Raw genomic sequence first — 17,871 nt, 5'->3', positions numbered from 1 at the left:
TTCCGTCAAGATCGTTCCTTTGATCTTTCGACCTTTTAGCGCGACGATCTCAACCATTTTTTCCTTTTTTTTCAGGACACCTATCCATTCCCTCCCCCCTCGTCCCATACGACACCCCCTGTCGCAACAGCGTGCTACCATGGCCCCAACTCACACACCAAGGGGGAAACCCATGGCACGCACGGCAGTCCAAACCGCTCAAACTCTGATTCAGTTGTACGACGACACCTGCTGCGGCGAACTGTTCCGCATTGGCTGGGCGCAGTTGCGCAGTCTTGCCGGGGTCAGCAAACTGGGGGACGATTACCTGCGCCGGATGGGCGAGGAAGTCGCCGAAGCCGGTTACGTTCTGGTCCCCATGGATCATTACCTGATCATGGCCGACTCGGAATGTTTCGATGCGGCGACCGAGGCGGTGCCGAGGGTTCTGGAACGGTATCTGCCCGAGGAAAAATTATCCGCAGAAATGGAAGAAGATGAGGAGGATGAAGAAGTGGAATATGACGAGGACGAGGAGGATTGAGCATGTGCGGTTGATGCCTGGAAATGTTCGCCCTGGCGCTGCTGAAAAAGGAGCACGCCAGGGTTTTTCCGTCCCGGGAAATCGGGCGCGGGTGTGGACTGGGGAGTCCCATTTGTCCCTGCGCGAAGCGGCGGACTTGGCCGTCGCTTTCGACCCAAAAACACGTTCTGTTCTCATTGAGTATCTTGGAGGAAATTACTTTGCTCGCGGCTCAACAAGAAAAGATGTCACCCTTTCTCCCCCAGGAGACCCCGAAAATGCTGGAACTTTTTTTCGTGCCCTTCCCTTAAGGACCACCGCTTGGCTTGCGCCGCCCGGAGGATATGTTCTCGACAAAATCCAAGTCGTAGGAAACGTACCGTCCTTCGCTGTAAATGGACACACAACCACCTCCAGAGAGCACCACATGGATGCCGTTTCTTTGCAGATGGGAGCAGACGAAGGCCGCCAGTTCTCCCATGGTCATTGCCTGAATCTCCTTCACAGCGGCTTCCCTTTTCTTCGCGGTCGCCGCCGGACCATTACCAGTCGTTCCCGTTCGTTCTCGGGATAAAAGGCGAGCGACTTTTCCAGCAGAGCCTTGAGTTCTTCAAGGAATGGATAGCGGGGATTAAAGGCATAAAGGCGCGTATTGCCGAGCAGGCGGCTGTACAGAACCCCTCCGACCTCCAGTTTTTCGAACTGGTTTTGAATCGACCGTAGATCCGTGCCGTAAAATTTGGCCACTTCTCTCGGATAGCCCTCGTCCCGGGCGAAAAGATACAGAAGAACCCTTTCCCTGTTGACGGTTCCGAATAAAGCCTCAAGCACTCCATCCTCCGTTGGCGTATTTTTTTCTTCAAATGACGTATTCGATCCATCATATGACGTATTTTTTCCGTCAGGATAGCCGATCGTGAGAGAATTTACAATATCCTGCTTTCCTTGCCTTTTCCTAAAGCCGCATCACGGAACCACTGGCATCGTTTTCCATGGTAATGGAGAAGTGCAACAGTTTCGTTGATTGAAAAGTGTACCACTGGCCGGCAGAGCACGAAGCCGCAGAACCACCTCTATTCCCGCCGCTTTTGAAAAAACTGAAGCCACCTTTCAATCACAAAGGCCTCCCGACCCAAATCACCTCTCCATGGGACAGCCAGTGAATGGCCACTCCCAGAACCGGCTTGTTGGGCCGGGCTTTTTGGATGGCGGCGGCATAACAGCGAAGCTGAGGCAGATAGAAGGCGAAGCGCTCCCTCCTGTCCTCCACCCGGTCGGACTTGTGGTCGACAATCCAGAAACCGGCTTGCGTCTCCACCAGCACATCCATGAATCCGGTGACGACACTGCCCTGTTCATCCAGGGCCAGAATGGGCACCTCGCGGTCCATGCGCAGCGGCTTGAGCCAATCCGCGAGATGTGTCTCGAAATTCTTGACCGCCCGGGACAGGACCGCAAACTGTTCCTCCGTCAGGTCGTAACCGATGGCCCGGCTGATGGTGGCCCGGTCCCGGACACCGTCCATCAGTTCAAAACAGCGATGCAGCAGGGTTCCGCGCTCAACGGCGGCCAGGGGCAGCTCGATCTCCAGGGGGACTCCGTAGATGACGGTCTGCATACCCTCCGGCAGGCACCCGCAATCCCCATGCAGGGAACTGGGAATGACTGCCTCGGGGGTTAACACCGGGGGCCGGTCGGCGGTGACCAGGGCCCGGCGGCCGATGACCGGCAGGGTCGGCACTACCTGTATTCCCTCATCGTAGGCCGGCGGTGATGTCCGACCGGTCGGAATGACAAGGCAGTCGAACCGCTGTTGGCCGAGGGTCAGATGTTCCGACTCCAGGCGCATGCCGGTGCTCTCGGTCAAGACTTCCCAGTAGGTGAGAGTGGAACGCTCCCGGCCGTTATCCAGATAGCGCGGCCATTCCAGAATGACCTTCTCGCGCGCCCGGGTCACGGCCACGTAGAGCAGATTCAGGGCGCTTTGGCGGGCCGCTTCCCGGAGCGGCGCCTTGAACCGGTCGGCGGTTTCGGGGGCCGTGAAACCCGGGGTAATTTCAATGCGGGCCGCGTCCAGCACCTGGTCCAAATCGCTAAAATCCGTATAGACGACATCCAGACTCGGCAGGGAGCATTTCACCTCGGCGTCGCTGCGCGCCACGACCACCACCGGCCATTCCTTGCCCTTCGATTTGTGCCAGGTGGTCAGCACCACGGCGTCCTCATCGATGACGCGCGCATCGGGTTGGCCGTTCTGGCGCTCGGCCCGCACCTTGAGCCAGGCCAGAAAGCTTTTCAGGCCGCTGCCGTAATACCCGCCGCTGGCCAGGGCTTCGCGATTGGCCGCCAAAAATTCCCGCGCCTCGCCCTGCAGGCGCAGCAGGTTGGCGCGCGCCTGCTCGGCATCGGGCCAGGTCGAGATCCGGCCGTAAAGATCGAGGGCGGCGACGGTTTCACCGACCAGGGACAGGACGGAGCGGGCCGGATCGCCGTGGATGACCGGCTGCAGAGCCTCCAACAGGGGTTCGGCTAGTCCGTGGCCATCCAGCAGGGTGGCCAGAGCCGTTTGCAGATCCTCCCGCCCCAGTTCGGTGACGGACAGGCACAGCGCGGCATGGTGGTCGGAGGGGTCGGCCACGTAGGCCAGGGCGTGGCAGGCAATGCGCACAATGGGCGCCTGGTACCAGCCGTCCCGGGCCATGCGGGAACGGAGGCCCAACTCCCGCAGGGCCTCGGCATAGGCATCGAGATGATGGTTGAAGGGGCAGAGGATGGCGATGTCGCCGGCGCGCAGCGGGCGACCGGCTTTGGCGTGCCGATCGTAGACCTGCCGGGTCGGATCGTCGAGGAGCGCCTTGATTCTGGCGGCGGTGCTGCGCGGCCGGACCAGGCCGGGGGATTCACTCTCCCCGGGCTTGGCCCGCCAGTTCTCGGCAAAATCCATCACCTCCAGGGGAGCCAGCGTGGCGGGATAGGTGGCCTGCGGCGTGAGGGCGGTGTACCCCTCCCCGAACAATCCGGCACCGACGGCGTTCATCCAGGCCATCAGCTTCGGGGTGGTGCGCCAGTTGCCGGTAAGGGGCGCGGTGTGTTGGGGATATTGTTCCTGCAATCTGGCGAGGAGGCGGGAATCCGCGTTTTGGAACCCCATGATCGCCTGCTTGAGATCGCCGACGATGAGGGTCGGCACGCCGCTTTCCCGCAGGGCCCAGAGCAGGGAAAACTGCAGGGGGTTGGTATCCTGGAATTCATCGATGACCAGGCAGTCGACGCGCTCGCGAAAGGCGGCCAGAAGGTTCGGGACCTGCCGCAGCAGCTCATGACTCAGGGCCAGCATGTCGGTGTAATCGACCAGGCCCTTCTCCCGCTTGGTGTCGGCATAGCGCCCCAGGCAATCCTGCCCGGCGCCGAGCAGGGCCTCGATATGTTCCAGGGCCTGAGCCAGGGGACCGGGGTGTTCGGGCAGGGCATCCGCCGCCTGGATGACGGCGGCGGCGAGTTCGTCGTAGCCCTTGGGCAGTGCGCTGCCGCGCTTGGAGCGGCGCAAGCCGCGCAACTTCTGCCACAAGCCCCAGTCGCCGGCGACGGCCGTGGCGTTTTCGGCCCGCTTCAGCGCCTGAAAGTTGCCGCGCAGTTCCGTGACGAAGGTCTTGTTGTCCGGATAGAGGCCCGAGAGGTCCGTCGGAAACCTCTTCAGCAGGGCGCTTACGGCACCTTGCAGGGCCCGGTTGAGATTCTCGGCCAGCCGCGGCCGGCCGTATAGCTCCTCGGCCCGGGCCTGGGCATGGGGGGCCAGGCGGCCATCCTCCCTGGAGCGGCCGATGGCCCGCAGCTTGCCGATCAGGGCCAGAACCCGGTCCCGGAAGAGATCCTCGCCGCTTTTTCCGGAATTGTAGTCGTAGCGGTAGCCGTGGTCTTCCAGGTTGCCCAGGAGCAGATCGGCCCGATCCGTCTGGGCCAGGGCCAGTCGGATCAGAATCGCCTCCTCGTCTTCGTTGAGCAGACGCGGGGCCGGGGAATATCCGGCATCGAAGGCGAATTCGGTGAGCAGCCGCAGACCGAAGCCGTGGATGGTGGAGATGTAGGCCTCATCGAGCCGCAGCGCGTCCTCCAGCCGTTGGTCCGCCACCAGTTGGCTGCGAATGCGTTCCCGCAGTTCCCCGGCGGCGGCTTCGGTAAAGGTCACGGCGACGATTTTGCCCGGATCCACCAGCCCCTCCCGCACCCAGCGGGCCAGGGTTTGCTGAATGGTGTAGGTCTTGCCGGAACCGGCGCCGGCGGGAATCAGGGTCAATGGGGGCAGGCTCATGGCTGCGCCTCCCGCGGGTGCATGAACAGCCTCAGCAACGGGCTGTTGTCCAGGGCATAGATGGTGATGCCGGCGTTCTTTTGGTACCATTCTTCATCCCCTTGGCCATTGAGGCGCACCTCGCCGCGCCGGATCTGGCCGATGCGCTCCCGGATCAGGGCCATGGCGGCGGTGGAAATTCCGGCGCCGAGTTCGAAGGCCCCGGGCAGATCCCCCTGCAACCAACCGGCGGTATCGGTCAGGGCCACCTGGTCGTTCATCAGGTAGTAGAGCACGCCGATTTCGTGCCCCTGCCGCAGGGCCCGCCCCAACTCATCGTCCCGGTTTTGGGCGTCCCCGGTCTGCAGCATGAGACGGTACAGAGACGCCTGGCTGTCATACCCCTGTTCCATCTGTTCGCGGCGTTTGGCGCTTTTGGATTTCTTGAAATCGACCACGAAGATACGGCCGTCCGGCAGCCCGACCACGGAATCGGCTGAACCGTGAAGGGGCAGATCGTCTAGTCGGCCGTCGAGCCACAGTTCGTTGCCCAGCACCTGGCCGCCGCTGCTCCCGAGAAAGGCGCTCCAGCTTGTGGCGGCGCACTGGATCTCCCGTTGCAGGTGGGCCCGTTCCACCCGCCAGGCCGCCGCCAGCAAAAAGGGCGCGAGGTCCCGGACGGCCTGCTGCAGGAGGGTCGGCACCCGTGTGCCGATCTCCGCCTCGGTCGGGATGGGTTGGCCGGGGCTGAATAGATCCTCAAAGACCCGGTGGGCCAAGGTGCCTTTGGTGGCCACATCGAGGGCCTCCGGACACCATTCCTTCCCTTCCAACCCGAGCCGCGACAACAGCCAGGCCAGGGGGGAAACCATGAGAGTCGCCAGGCTGCTGGGCGAGAGGGGACGAAGGGACCCGTCGGCCCGGGTCTTCACCCGCAGCAGGTTGCGTTGAAAGTCCAGGTCGGCAATGGTCAGGGCCCGACCGGGATCGGGGGCCCGCTCCTGCGCCAGAGCCAGACCACGACAGGCAAGGAGATCGTCCCGCCGCTCCAGTTCCCGAACCAGGCCGGAGGCTTCCTCGACCCCTTCAAACAGACGCGCCATGAAGGTCAGGGAGCCTGACTCCGTCAGCGGCTCGCCGCATTCGCTGCGCCGCGGAATCAGAAAATACGCCCGCTCGGATGCCGCTGCCAACTGCCGCCGCAGGCGCTGCCGGCGCCGGGTGATGAGGTCTGCCGGCAATTCGACGGCCAAGCCGCAGCTATCGCGCAACGCCGCCAGGTCGGCCTCGCCGAAAACCGGTGAGCCGCCGACGCCGGCGGGATAACGGCCCTGGCAAAAACCGAGGATCAAGAGCTGCCGTACCCTTCTCCAGGGTTCCTCCCCTTCGGAAAACACCGCGACTCCTTCCCGACACAGGGGCAACGGTGCGTCGGCGCGACGGGGCACCGGCACGCAGGTCTGCAGCAGTGCTTCCCAGGGAATCGCCCCCGCCGCCGGCAAGGTGGCCATCAGACCTTCACCGAGTTCCACGGCCCGCCGGCGATGGGTCTCCCCGGGTTCGAGACGGGGCAGACACTTCGCCAGCCCCTGCAAAGCCCTGCGCAGGGCACCGGCATCCTCCGCGCCCTCCCGCAGCAGTTGCAGCAGCTGGCGCTGCGCATCGGAGGCCCCTTCGGGCGGGGGGAAATCGAAGCGGCCGTCCATGACGCGCTGTGCCAGATGGTGCCCGGCGGCACCCTCCCAAGGCAGCAGGGGCGAGGTCAAAAAGGCCGCCAGGGCCATGACCGGCGCCGGCTTGCGCAGGCTCAACAGGAAATAGAACCAGACTTCGGCCCCAAGATCCCGCTCCGCCAGTCGGCCGTCGAACCCGGACAGGGGGATGCCGGCGCGGCCGAAAACCGCCTGCAGAGGCAGGGTATAGCTGTCGTCATCGGGTACCAGCAAGGCAAACTCCCCAGGGCTCAGACTCCGGTCGTCGCGCAGGGCCTGCTGAATGATCCCGGCGGCCACCTCCACCTCCTGCAGGGGGTCCCGAACCGCCAGCCACTGGACCGAATCGTCCAGGGGCACCCGGTGGCAGCCGGTGGTGAACAACCGGGCGGCGAGATGCCCGAGGGCCCGCCCCCCTGCCCCTCGTCGGCCCCCAACGCGGCCAAAAGGGCGAGTATTTCGGCATCGGCTTGCGAACCGGCCAGGCCGTTCAGCCATTGCAGCAGGGCCTGCTGCCAGGGATCGGGAACGGATCGCAGCAGGCCGGGATAAACCGCGACGTCTTTGAGCCTTGTTGCCGGCTCCACGGCCAGCAGCCGTTGCACCATGTCCAGTTCCGCCGGCAGGATGCCCTCCATACCCCGGTGCAAGGCACACAACTCGAGAAAATGGCGGCTGCCTCTGGCGCCGAGGCTTTCCGGACGGCAGTCCGCGAGCATTTGGCCCGGACCGGCGGCACGGAGCAACCGGCGCAGCTCGGCATCGAGACAGGCCAGAGTTTCCGCCGGGGCGACCTGGAGGCTCGCCGCCCAGAACGCCTCCTCCATCCCTGCCGCCGCCTGGGCCAGCCGCTGTCCCCAGTGATCCTCCACCGTCCCCGCCAGAAACACCCCCTGGAGGGTTTCGGCAAGCTCGAGCCAGGTACCGACGACCAGATGCAGCCAGGCCCCGGTTTCGGCCAACTGCCGCTTGATGAAGCGCGACTGCGCCCGATCCTCAGCCAGTATGAAATGGACCTTAGTCACTGTTGTGCTCCTGTGCCCGGGAGGCCGGCGCGTAAAGGGCCGCCAGCCTGCGGCTCATGTCCGTGAACTCCTCCCGCAATTTTTGGGGGCCGAGCACCTCCACTGCCGCACCGAACCCCTGCAGCCACCAGCGGAGTTGGGCGGTATCGCCCACCCGGGCCTCGAGCAGCACCCGGCCATCCCGACGCCGGGTCAGTTTCTGATCGGGGCTCAAGGGCGTCTCCTTGAACTGCTCCGCCGTATAGGCATCGAACAGGGCCTTCAATGTCAAGGGCCGGTCCCCGGCGGGATAGCCGAATTCCCCCGAATCGGCATAAGCCTGCAGATCAAACCCTTCCGGAATCAAGGCCGCACTGTCCAGTTCCGTGACGGCTTCCATGCGATGGATGGCCAGATGTTTGATGTCGGCATAGTCCCAGAGGGTGCCGACCAGGTAATGAACCTGATCGACGACAACCAGCCCCAGGGGATTGACCACCCGCTCCTCGGCATGGTCGTCGCCTCGGCGGCGGTACAAGACCCGCAGTTGCCGATCGCCTAGCAGACCCTGGTAGACGGCAAACAGCACGTCCGGATCGATATGCGGCGGACGCAGGGACAGGGCCCGGGAGCGAACAGCGACCTTGTCCGGCCAGTTGGCCAGCGGCTGCGGCCGGATTCCGGCCAGAACCTTTTCGGATTGGTCGAAGTGGGATTGCAACAGGTCCAGACAAGGCCTGGGCAGCAAAGGACAGAGATGTTTCTGCACCATTCTGAAGACCAGGGCGGAATGGGAGGACAGGCCCGGAATGTTGAATTGCACGGCTTCCCTGGGCCAATACCAACCAGCCGGTTTGCCTTCATCGGATGAAATCTGGAACTTGACCGAAAGCTTCTCCAAATCGCGCTGAACCGTCCGCAGGGTGGTGGGATAACCGGCATCCGTCAGCTTTTCCAGCAGTTCGGTGGTCGTGATGCGCGACGGATACCGGGGAATCTTTTCCAGCATCGTCCACTGGCGCAACAAGGTTTCCAATGACTCCTCCCCTCCCACATTCGATTGCCGGCATCGACAGCGTAACGCAGGCCAACGACAATCCGTGTCGCTAAACAGGAACGATATTCAAAAGGTGTTTTTTAGACCGGCAAATGAGCCTGAATTGTATTTCTCCGGTTTATGTTTGTCACCTTTTTTAATGTTTCTCAAGGGGCGACACGAACCTTCGGGATCTGCTCTTTATTTGGTCGACATGGGGGAGGCCAAGGGGACCGGAGCCGCCCCCGCTGTTGCCATGGCGGGCAAGGAGTCGGGCAGTGGAAACGTCGGGGTAGTTACCATGCCTTGGCCTTTGAGGGGAGAAAGCGGGCAGAACAAGTCGAGAGAGGATTCCAGGAACTTCAGAAATTTGGTGATTCCCACATTGTCATCTCCAACCAACAACTGGCTATCACGACCCGGGATTTTCCGATGGAACGGGCCTTTGCACCGACCAACCGGGGCCTCTGCGATGCGGTGCAAAGCATCGTTGAGATGACTCAGACCACCGGCCGGATCAATTGATGGCGGCGGGGTTGAGAGAAATCGAGCAGTCAGGCCTACCATCATCCAAGAGGAGAAAATCGGATCTATCCATCCAACAAAGCCTGCGGTAAAGCAACTCGGCCGGGAAATTGTCGACAAACCGGGTCCCGATAGCTTGGTTAAGGAGAAATCCGAGTTGTTCCTGCCCCATACAGAAAAAATTTCTACCTATGCCTTTTCTCGGGAAAAAAAGCATTGCGATTCTCTTAAGTGCTTTACCCGTTTGATCATGATTTCCAAACACAAGACAAACACAGACAGGGCATGTTGTGGCAATGAAACCGTGCAGCAGGCGGAAGAATCGGAGGAGGCAAAGGGATCCTGCAGATGAAAATTCGGAATATCCATGGCCTGCCTGGCGGCCGTACAGGCTGGCTCATCCTGGTGAACCTGTTTGCGATCCTGCTGGCCACCTCCTGGGCGGAAGCGGATATGACGGAAAAACACCGCTACCAGCAGCAATCTGGGGACAAAAAGGAACATTTTACCTGGATACTTGAAAATCGTGAAGGTTACCTGCTGCGAACGGTCAGCTTGGTCGAAGAACACCATACCCTGATGGATACGGCTATGGCTACACGTCTTTGGAGCCTCACCAATGTGGAAACCGGAACCCGCATCCAGGCCAGACGGGAAGGTAACAGAATCCTACTGCAGGGACAAAGGCATGGGAAAACCATCGAGCGAACCCTGGACATAGACCAGGCGCCATGGTTCCAGGCGCTGTCCTTTGCCTTGCGCGCTTTTTTGGCCCAACCCCAGCCTTCCACCGAGTTCTGGACCATGCGCCCGGATAAATTGACCGCCCACAAAGTCAGGGCAACCAAGCAGGGCAAAGAGTTATTCGCCTTGGGGGGGCAACAGGTTGTGAGCGAAAAGGTGGAAATCTCCCTGACCGGTCCCGCTGCCTGGCTGGGACGCGGCTATTACTGGTTCCGCGCCAGCGACCTCGTATTGCTGCACTACCAGGGGCCCAGTGGCCTGCCGGGCGTTCCAACCACCACTATTACCCTTGCTCCCTCTTCATCCCTAGGGTCGGGGTCATAGACGTTCTCGACGAAGACAACGTCCAAGCCGCCCCGTGTGGCCGAAGTGGTGCTGGTCCTGTTTTGCTGGAAGGTCTAATTCCCCCTTCGCAAACAGCAAGGCATTCCTGGAGGCGTTCAGCGTGGTAATCCGATCCTCCACGCCATGGTTGTTGGCCCTGATTTGAAGCTCGTCGAGAAACTCCGGCAGGAAGTCCACGGCGGTGATGCGGGCATCCAGTTCCTTGGCCAGGAGGATGGTCGATGCACCGGTACCGCAGCCAATATCCGCGATCTTCAAGGGGCGCGACCGGTCGAGTCCGGCCAGCTCCATCGCCCGTTTCGTTTCAGCATCCCCGCCTGGTCCTTGCCGTTGGGCAGGCCGGTGGAGGTCTATGAGCAGTCGGAAATCATCCATACAACGTCCCTCTTTTTATCAATTCTATTGTGCCATGGCGGGTAATAACACCATCACCATAGATTTTCATTACATGCCCGCGATTCTAACGTTCACCGCGCTGCGTCGTGTGACGCCGGAAATCTTCTATCACAAGACCAAGACGGGCCGGGAGGTGGACCTTGTCGCGCTGCTGCCGTCAGTGCCGGGACAAAAGCGAGCCATGCTATTGATCCAGGTCTGCGCCACGCCGGCCGACCTCCGCGTCAGGCAGAGCGAGGTCCGCTTCCTCTCCGAAGCCACGGTCGAGCTGGCGGTGGCGGAGGGGACCATCGTTACCTGGCGCACCGATGAAACCATCCCCGTGAATTTTGGTACCATCCAGGTGGTGCCGGTCTGGCGTTTTCTGCTGGAGATGGAGCTGTAAAGTTACTTGGTCGGTTACTTGGTCGGTACTTGATCGCTGCGCCAGTCATGCCGCAAGCCGTGTCGCCAGTTTGTCGCAAGTTTCACCCCCCAAGTCAGCCCTCAAGTGGCCGCCTTATTCTTCCTCCGGTTTTCCCTCTCCGGCGGATTCGATCTGCTTCACCAATCGGTCGAAATCGCTTTCAAACAACCGGTCCTGCACAATGCGGTATTTTTCGTATTCGCTTTCAGCATGGGTTTTGGCCAGCTCGGCCGATACCTTTCCCGCGTCCTGCAGAATCTCCCGGTCCCAGAGTTTCAGGAAGCCCGTCAACCGTTTTTCCCAGTCTTCCATGGTCATGGGGATTTTGCGCATGGCCTGAAGCTCGGCCATGTCGAGGTAGGCGGAGACGATGCGCTGCATCTGGGCCAGCTCGAACTCGGAGAGATAGTTTTTGGCGATGGCGACATCGTATCGATGGATTTTCCCGTGGGGCGCACCTTCCCAATGGGTCAGGCCCATGTTTTCCTTACGATGATCGGCTCGGCCTACAATAACCTCCGCCGCTGTCTGACCGTGGATGGCGTAGTGCATCTTGTTCTGCACGGCGGCGAAAAACCGCTTGGTGGCCGTGGCGGTTGGGTCGTAATCGAGCGCGGTGGCATAGATGTCGGTGATCTTCTGGTAGAACTTGCGCTCGGAAAGCCGAATCTCTCGGATTTTTTCTAGTTGGCGCTCAAAAAACTCATCGGTCAGGTTACCGCCGCGTTTGAGGCGCTCCACATCCATGGTCCAGCCCTGGATGGTGTAATCCTTGACGATCTGGTTGGCCCATTTGCGAAACTGCACTGCCCGCTCGTTCTCGATCTTGAAGCCGACGGCGATAATGGCCTGCAGGTTGTAGTGCTTGACCCGGTAGTTCTTGCCGTCGGCGGCAGTTGTTAAGTACTGCTTAACAACTGCCTCTTCTTCGAGCTCGTTGTCGGCAAAAATGCGCTTCAGGTGCTGGTTGATGGCGGGCACCGAAACATCGTAGAGGGTCGCCATCATCTTCTGGGTCAGCCAGATATTTTCGTCCTCGTAGCGCATTTCCACGCTGGCTTCCGATCCTCCCCCAGCGGCGACAAAGGTCAGATATTCGGCTGCAGAAGAGCGAACAATGGCCGTCTCTTTTTTATGAGGCTTCCTTATTTCTTTATCCTTATTCTTTTTCATTCAATCCCTTCCCAGTTTTGATACCTGTCCCGGGACCAGCGGAGGTATTTCATCAGCTCCCAGTTGATCGTTTCGGGATCAAATCGCTCACTGTCAAAGCTACCACCAGACCATTCCGTATAGCTTTCGTGTTCCTCGTGGTTCGGGTCTTTCAACGCATTTAAGAATTCAAAGTAACCGGGCACGCCGCCCACATCTTCTGGTGGACAGGCTCGTTGACCATCAAGGCAGGCCAGTTGAATTCTCAGTTCAGGATTGAAATATCGGCTTTCCTCAAGCACAAGTTCATGTTCCCAGCCGTCTCCGAAATCATACCAATAGCGGAAAGTGCGCCCTATCTGTTTGATCAGATCCCCGAGACGGTACCTGCCGCATGCCTGCCCGTCATCCTTTGATTCCGGATACTCTGTGTAGCGTTTATTCCCGATGGTGAACTCGTGAAGATGGCTGTCGGTCCAACCCATGACAACCTGGATGACGTCGTGCAGCCGGTCCAGCGTGATGCTGGCGGGCACGACAAAACGCCGCCAGATTGCTGGTTCGATGCCAAGCAGCTGCATTTTCAGCAGATAAAAACGTTGACTCATTATTTGCGTTCTCCTAAATATTTTTCGAACCTGCGGCACATACGCTCGAAGGCTTTTAATTCGGCCTGGGTCATCTGGTCGTAATGGTCGGGCAAGATACCGTCATCAGCGACCGATTCGCGCAGCTTCTCCAGCGGGTCGTCCTGATACTCCTCGTACAGTGAAACCTCTCGGATGATAGTGCCGCCAAGCGACCAGAGGTGGTCGCGATACACATGGACATCAAAAAAACGCCGAATGAAATCGCGGGGGTCGGCCTTCAGTCCGCCCCAACTGTATTCGTTGATGAAACTGACCGGAGTGATTTGCGCCCGGGTTGAAATGCCCCGTAGGTGGTCCATCTCCCGAGCCGTCAAGGGACGGTCGACAGCGAGAAACTCAAGATATTGATATTCACTCACGGCAACGCCTCACGCAGATTTTGTGGCCCGAAAGGCGGAGTCGTCGGCCAGATGCAGATAGATGCGGCCATTCAGCTCGCCATTTTCGATGATCGCCCAGCCCCGACCGCAGATCGGATCGTTCTCTTCCTGCCCGGACCAGGAAAAATCGAAACGTGGCGCATTACCGCATTGTTCCACCCGGCCATCGATGTCCCCGGTGACCAGGCCGAACTGAAACCGTCCGGTGCCGTCCGAGCCGATGCGGATGTATCCAGGCACCTCCATGTCGACATAATCCTGATCCCAGACCTCCATCTCGACAATGCGCCATTTTCCGGTAAACGGTTTTATCTGTTTCATAGGATGCCTTTCAATTCCATCGCTCTGGCTCGCCAATGTGTCACAGCTCGATGTCACAAGCCATGTCGCGAGTTTGTCGCAAAGTTATCCATCGCCGTGCTGTGCCAACCACTGCCGCCCCTTGTCGGTCAAGCGGTATTTCTGCAAACGGCTGTTGGGCTTGTCGGGGATGGTCATCTCGATCAGGCCTTCGGCCAGGGCCGGTTTGAGGTAGCGCTCGCGGAAGGATTTGCGATCTGAAAGCCCCAGTGCGGATTGCAGTGCCTCGCGGCCCATCTCGCCCCCGATTGCCGCCAGCAGCTCGCCGACTTGGGGGGTGACTTGAGGGCTGACTTGGGGGGCGGTGGTGGTCACCGTGTCTAGGATCATCCGCAGCATGAAGGCGATGAAAGGCGCAGAATCGGTCTTTTGGGTGCTTTCCTGAATAGCCTGGTAGTACTCGGCTTGGTGCTCAAAGATCAGGCTTTCCACCGGGATGTCTGCGAACAGGGGATTCCAGCGGGCCAGAATCAGGCTCTGCCAGAGCCGCCCCATGCGGCCGTTGCCATCGGCAAAGGGGTGGATGAATTCGAACTCGTAGTGAAAGACCGAGCTGGCGATGAGCGGATGGGCGTCAGTGGCGGCCAGCCAGCCGAAGAGGTCGGCCATCAGATGCGGCACCCGGTCGGCGGGCGGGGCCATGTGGATCACCTGGCTTCCCGCCATCACCCCTACGCCGCCATGCCGATACAGCCCTGCCTCGTCGATCAGGCCGGACATCATAATCCGGTGCGCCTCCAGCAGGTCTTTTTCCGCCTCGGGCTTCCAGGTGTCGAACCGGTCGTAGGCGGCCAGGGCGTTTTTCACCTCCTGCACCTCGCGGGGCGGGGCGATGACCCGCTTGCCCTCGAGAATCGCGGTGATCTGCGCCTCGCTCAGGGCGTTGCCTTCGATAGCCAGCGAGCCGTGGATGGTGCGGATACGGTTGACACGCTGCAGGCGCAAGGCTCTCGCCGGATCGGTGAGCACGGTCAGCCGTCCAATGGCCTCACTGATGGCGGCGACCCGGTTCAGGATCTCCGGGGTGATGGTGTAGGGTGGCTCATAGACACTCAAAATTTCACCGTTCAACGGGAGTCATCATTCGTGCCCGGGGCATCCTCTCCCTGAACGACGGGTTTGCCATCTTTCCAGGTGACGGCGTACTGCCCCAGCCGCCGCTTTTTCTCCAGGGTCTTGTCGACGGCTTGGCGGAGCGTTTCCAACTGGCGCTGCCCTTCCGGGGAGGTCGTGGTTTTGCTTTTGGTGTTCATCGTTTGGCCTCCTTAAGCAGAAGCTGATAGTAGTCGTCATGCACGATATCGCGATCATGGCCGCGCTGTTCGAAGACCAACACCGGGCTTTCCCCGTCGTTCATGAAGCAGGTGCAGCCATCAACCCGATGGCCAAAGTCGTTCAGCAATGATTCAGGCTGCGCGGAAAGCGCCGCTCAATATCCGCCACCGGAATGTTGTGCCCGCCGTGGGCGACCGGTTCGGCCACACGCAGCGTAACGGGCGGAGAGATCCGGGTGCGGCGGAAAATCAACAAAGGGGAACGGTCCACCCTGCAGGTTGGTGAAGAAATCGAACTCGCCATAGAGATGGCCATTGGTGGCAAACACATATTTTACTTCGAAGCGCGGGCAATCGGCATACCCCTTGGCCTGTTGCATGCCCTTGAGGGGATCTTCCGTCTCTTTCTTGGCTTCGAGAACGCCCACGGGCAAAGGTTTGGGCATATCGCCCACCTGCAAGCAGAGCGGATAATCGGTGCGGCCTGCCCCCCTGCGAAGGCGGCCTTTCGGGCCGGTCGGCTCCACCGGTGCGGGGGTTTCCATCTTGATCCACTGGTGTTCGTTATATCCCTTGTCCCGCAAGACGGGATCGATCAGAAAGAAACGGGTTTCCTGTTCGTTGTAGCTCATGGTTTTTCCGCCCCCGGTCCAGGTTCCGCCGCGCCGCCGGATTCGACCCAAGCATCCACCTGGCTTTTCTTGAACTTCCAGAGCCGGCCCATGCGGTGCGCGGGCATGCCATGCTTGTCGATCCATTTGTACACGGTGTCATTACTGACCCCGAGGTGTTTGCAGATCTCGGTTATCGACAACCAGCGGTCTTCCATCGCGTTCATGCTCAAAACTCCACGGGCGTTTTGGTTTGCGGCCACATCCGCCAGAGGCGAAACGGGAGGGTGCTGGACGCACCTCCCTCAGGATGAAAACTTCCTTAATATACATAGGCCATTGGTACGAAGTCAAACGATCTTTGCCGTTTTCGGCCGAATTTATGCGAACTCAATCGACGCCATGGGAATTGACCAGCTTGCGCTGACAAATCGGTGAAATATGCAGCCAAGATTTTTTATGTACGGCTCCGACACATCCAGCTTCCACCAGGTAAGTAAGGACATAAACTAGGACGAGGAGCGACTGACCATGGACATCAACGACCTGCCAGACGGAATCATGAAGAGTATCAACCAGTTTGCCTTTGATGCCGCCGAACAGCGGTTGCAGGAAAAAATTTACGAAACCGGACGAGGTCCGGATAATAGGGGGGGAGGACGAGATGAGATTGTGTGTTACCAGAAATGCTTCGAGGCGAAAGCTCTACCTGAACCGGACTTTAGGTACCTCTCAAAAGCAATGGCATTGCTGTCTTCGGCGAACGCCAAAGTAAGAACCAGTCGCCAGGGGCGATATTTTGCGGTGTGGATTGATTGGCCGGCATTGTGCGCAACAAGCCGCTTCTCGACGTCTTTGGTCAGGCCGGTATAGCGCTGTTCAGGGTTGGAGAGGCTTTGCATCAGATAGACGTACTTCACGAGCATTCCTGATTGAATTGATAGCAGTGCGCTGTAAAGAAAGCCCGCCTGCGCTAGACGCCTTCGTAAACTTCGGCAGCTATGGCGCGCAGCCTACGCCATAAACCAAAGGCTCCGACTGACAAGCTGTTGGCTTGCCAGCCGAAGCCTTGGCGTAGGCTGGTGGAGGTGGCGGGAATCGAACCCGCGTCCGAAAATCTTTCACGCAAGGCTTCTACATGCTTAGTCGCTGTATTGAATTTAACCCTTTGCCGCTCCCAACGACAGGATCTGCATCAGGCGAGTTCACTGAATTTTCGCTTCAGCAGCGCGAACGATTGCTGAAACTAGCCCACTGAATTGACGTCTTGCTGCCCCACGCGGGCGATGAAACAGAAGACGTGGCTGCAATTAAGCAGCCAGTGCGTACGAAACGTCAGAGTCGGCGTTTGTATTGGTGCCAGTTTTTTATCGAGGCCCACTGGCGTCCCCGGCATGCCACCTTCGCTTCCAATCCCCGTCGAAACCTTGTCACCCCCATTGATGTGTATTGCGTTATTGCTGTTGTGAACCGCTGCTTTTTCCGAGCGAAATCATTATCTCATATCCGACTTCAAAAACCAAGCCCGGCCTGTGTACCCCAATAATGGCCAGTTAAATCCCCCTGCAACTCAGCGATGGGCATCCCGCAGGGCGCGGGCCATTTCGCGTTCGGCCTCCTTGCCCTTGAGGGTTTCGCGCTTGTCGTGCAGCTTTTTGCCGCGTGCCAGGCCGATCTCCATCTTGACCCGACCTTCCTTGAAATAGAGTTTGGTCGGTATCAGGGAAAAACCGCGCTCCTCGACCTTGCGGGTCATCTTGTCGATTTCGGCGCGATTCAACAGCAATTTACGTACCCGGGTCGGATCGTGGTTTTCCCGGTTGCCGAATTCATAGGGGCTGATGTGCAGGTTGTTGACGAATACTTCACCGTCCTTGATGCGGCAGAAGGCGTCCTTCAGGTTGGCCTTGCCCAGGCGCAGGGATTTGACCTCGGTGCCGAGCAATACCATGCCGGCTTCGAAGACTTCATCGATGAAGTAATCGTGAAAGGCTTTTTTGTTGTTGACGATAATTTTAATAGCCATCGTTGTCTTCGCTGTAGGCGTCCCCGGGCAGAATTTCGCAAATCTCCGGCATGAAGGTGACCCTTGGAAAAGCCCGGATACCGAAACGGGCAAGATAAATGCTGCCGATCATGGCACCGATGCCGGCGACGGCGGCCAGCAGGTCGTGGTGAATGCCCAAGGGCAGAAAGGCCCCGGCCAATTTTCCCACCAGGGCACCGAGCAGCAGGGCCGCCAGGGGCAGCACCAGAAGCAGCGTCACGCTCAGCCAGAACGGACCGGGCGGGGAACTCAAACGCACCCGCTCTCCGAGCCTGGCGCCAAGGGGATTATGCACTGCCACCAGCCGGAATCGCCCATCTTCGGCCCGGCGGCAGACGCCCAGGACAGTACAACGTGCACAGAACAGGCTCGGACGGCAGGCCACTACGGCCTGTCCTTCATCTTTGATTTCGACGATATTGCCGGTTTCGTGACGCAT

The 17,871-nt window shown here is 59.7% G+C and carries 22 protein-coding genes and 1 other RNA gene; 3 read left to right on the top strand and 20 right to left on the bottom strand.

The features are described from left to right. Nucleotides 1–172: 172 nt before the first annotated feature. Entirely contained in the window at nt 173–523 is a 351-nt protein-coding gene (locus tag JQN68_RS08450) for a hypothetical protein (protein ID WP_225071865.1), read from the top strand. A gap of 286 nt (nt 524–809) precedes the next feature. Here the strand turns inward: JQN68_RS08450 and JQN68_RS08445 are convergent, their stop codons facing one another. From JQN68_RS08445 to JQN68_RS08420, 6 genes are all read right to left on the bottom strand, one after another. After that, nucleotides 810–989, bottom strand: coding sequence for a hypothetical protein (locus JQN68_RS08445; RefSeq protein ID WP_225071866.1), 180 nt, complete (start codon nt 987–989; stop codon nt 810–812). Between the two features lie 14 nt (nt 990–1,003). Continuing rightward, complete coding sequence (locus JQN68_RS08440) at nt 1,004–1,333, bottom strand: ArsR family transcriptional regulator (RefSeq protein WP_225071867.1); 330 nt, start codon at nt 1,331–1,333, stop codon at nt 1,004–1,006. 283 nt (nt 1,334–1,616) lie between these two features. Further along, on the bottom strand, nt 1,617–4,811 hold the full coding sequence (locus JQN68_RS08435) for a UvrD-helicase domain-containing protein (RefSeq protein WP_249621115.1): 3,195 nt from the start codon (nt 4,809–4,811) through the stop codon (nt 1,617–1,619). Then, the gene (locus JQN68_RS14740) at nt 4,808–5,893 is read right to left on the bottom strand and encodes a RecB family exonuclease (RefSeq protein WP_349632308.1); all 1,086 of its coding nucleotides are present in this window, start codon (nt 5,891–5,893) and stop codon (nt 4,808–4,810) included. Before JQN68_RS14740 ends, JQN68_RS08435 begins: the two co-directional genes overlap by 4 nt. Before the next feature lie 860 nt (nt 5,894–6,753). Further along, the gene (locus JQN68_RS14735; protein WP_249621114.1) at nt 6,754–7,527 is read right to left on the bottom strand and encodes a hypothetical protein; all 774 of its coding nucleotides are present in this window, start codon (nt 7,525–7,527) and stop codon (nt 6,754–6,756) included. Continuing rightward, nucleotides 7,520–8,542 (bottom strand): helix-turn-helix transcriptional regulator, encoded by a 1,023-nt coding sequence (locus JQN68_RS08420; protein WP_249621113.1) that lies wholly within the window; start codon nt 8,540–8,542, stop codon nt 7,520–7,522. Before JQN68_RS08420 ends, JQN68_RS14735 begins: the two co-directional genes overlap by 8 nt. Nucleotides 8,543–9,415: 873 nt before the next feature. On the opposite strand from JQN68_RS08420, the gene JQN68_RS08415 reads away from it, so the two are divergent. Continuing rightward, a complete protein-coding gene (locus JQN68_RS08415; protein ID WP_225071872.1) occupies nt 9,416–10,135 on the top strand; it encodes a hypothetical protein in 720 nt (239 codons plus the stop codon). Here JQN68_RS08415 and JQN68_RS08410 read toward each other — a convergent pair. Next, nucleotides 10,130–10,447 (bottom strand): class I SAM-dependent methyltransferase, encoded by a 318-nt coding sequence (locus JQN68_RS08410; protein WP_249621112.1) that lies wholly within the window; start codon nt 10,445–10,447, stop codon nt 10,130–10,132. The two genes, JQN68_RS08415 and JQN68_RS08410, sit on opposite strands and share 6 nt — an antisense overlap. A 61-nt stretch (nt 10,448–10,508) precedes the next feature. On the opposite strand from JQN68_RS08410, the gene JQN68_RS08405 reads away from it, so the two are divergent. Continuing rightward, nucleotides 10,509–10,937 carry an ATP-binding protein gene (locus JQN68_RS08405; RefSeq protein WP_249621111.1) on the top strand — a complete coding sequence of 143 codons (429 nt, stop codon included), beginning with the start codon at nt 10,509–10,511 and terminating at the stop codon, nt 10,935–10,937. A gap of 114 nt (nt 10,938–11,051) precedes the next feature. Here JQN68_RS08405 and JQN68_RS08400 read toward each other — a convergent pair whose 3' ends face one another. The 13 genes from JQN68_RS08400 to JQN68_RS08345 all read right to left on the bottom strand — a co-directional run bounded on the left by JQN68_RS08400 (nt 11,052) and on the right by JQN68_RS08345 (nt 17,871). Then, on the bottom strand, nt 11,052–12,131 hold the full coding sequence (locus JQN68_RS08400) for a virulence RhuM family protein (RefSeq protein ID WP_225071875.1): 1,080 nt from the start codon (nt 12,129–12,131) through the stop codon (nt 11,052–11,054). Further along, nucleotides 12,128–12,718 carry a plasmid pRiA4b ORF-3 family protein gene (locus tag JQN68_RS08395; RefSeq protein ID WP_225071876.1) on the bottom strand — a complete coding sequence of 197 codons (591 nt, stop codon included), beginning with the start codon at nt 12,716–12,718 and terminating at the stop codon, nt 12,128–12,130. The genes JQN68_RS08400 and JQN68_RS08395 overlap by 4 nt, the downstream gene beginning before the upstream one ends. Further along, a complete protein-coding gene (locus JQN68_RS14860) occupies nt 12,718–13,119 on the bottom strand; it encodes a hypothetical protein (protein WP_225071877.1) in 402 nt (133 codons plus the stop codon). The genes JQN68_RS08395 and JQN68_RS14860 overlap by 1 nt, the downstream gene beginning before the upstream one ends. Before the next feature lie 9 nt (nt 13,120–13,128). Next, nucleotides 13,129–13,461 (bottom strand): hypothetical protein, encoded by a 333-nt coding sequence (locus JQN68_RS08385; RefSeq protein ID WP_225071878.1) that lies wholly within the window; start codon nt 13,459–13,461, stop codon nt 13,129–13,131. A gap of 84 nt (nt 13,462–13,545) precedes the next feature. Beyond that, on the bottom strand, nt 13,546–14,559 hold the full coding sequence (locus JQN68_RS08380; RefSeq protein WP_349632307.1) for a Fic family protein: 1,014 nt from the start codon (nt 14,557–14,559) through the stop codon (nt 13,546–13,548). A gap of 8 nt (nt 14,560–14,567) precedes the next feature. Further along, on the bottom strand, nt 14,568–14,753 hold the full coding sequence (locus JQN68_RS08375; protein ID WP_225071880.1) for a hypothetical protein: 186 nt from the start codon (nt 14,751–14,753) through the stop codon (nt 14,568–14,570). After that, nucleotides 14,750–14,857 (bottom strand): aminopeptidase, encoded by a 108-nt coding sequence (locus tag JQN68_RS14725; protein ID WP_349632305.1) that lies wholly within the window; start codon nt 14,855–14,857, stop codon nt 14,750–14,752. Before JQN68_RS14725 ends, JQN68_RS08375 begins: the two co-directional genes overlap by 4 nt. A 72-nt stretch (nt 14,858–14,929) precedes the next feature. Beyond that, complete coding sequence (locus JQN68_RS08370) at nt 14,930–15,406, bottom strand: hypothetical protein (protein WP_225071882.1); 477 nt, start codon at nt 15,404–15,406, stop codon at nt 14,930–14,932. Beyond that, nucleotides 15,403–15,612, bottom strand: coding sequence for a helix-turn-helix domain-containing protein (locus tag JQN68_RS08365; RefSeq protein ID WP_225071883.1), 210 nt, complete (start codon nt 15,610–15,612; stop codon nt 15,403–15,405). The genes JQN68_RS08370 and JQN68_RS08365 overlap by 4 nt, the downstream gene beginning before the upstream one ends. Nucleotides 15,613–16,062: 450 nt before the next feature. After that, nucleotides 16,063–16,311 carry a GIY-YIG nuclease family protein gene (locus tag JQN68_RS08360; protein ID WP_283775460.1) on the bottom strand — a complete coding sequence of 83 codons (249 nt, stop codon included), beginning with the start codon at nt 16,309–16,311 and terminating at the stop codon, nt 16,063–16,065. A 154-nt stretch (nt 16,312–16,465) separates the two neighbouring features. Then, nucleotides 16,466–16,823, bottom strand: a transfer-messenger RNA (tmRNA) gene (ssrA, locus tag JQN68_RS08355). Between the two features lie 132 nt (nt 16,824–16,955). Beyond that, nucleotides 16,956–17,411, bottom strand: coding sequence for an SsrA-binding protein SmpB (gene smpB, locus JQN68_RS08350; RefSeq protein ID WP_225071885.1), 456 nt, complete (start codon nt 17,409–17,411; stop codon nt 16,956–16,958). Next, nucleotides 17,401–17,871: a SoxR reducing system RseC family protein gene (locus JQN68_RS08345; protein WP_225071886.1), complete on the bottom strand. Its 471-nt coding sequence runs from the start codon at nt 17,869–17,871 to the stop codon at nt 17,401–17,403. Before JQN68_RS08345 ends, smpB begins: the two co-directional genes overlap by 11 nt.

Origin of the sequence: Desulfuromonas sp. CSMB_57, from assembly GCF_020194955.2 — a bacterium.
Taxonomy (GTDB): Bacteria; Desulfobacterota; Desulfuromonadia; order Desulfuromonadales; family Syntrophotaleaceae; genus JAFCIY02.
This window is presented reverse-complemented; position numbering and strand designations above follow the sequence as displayed.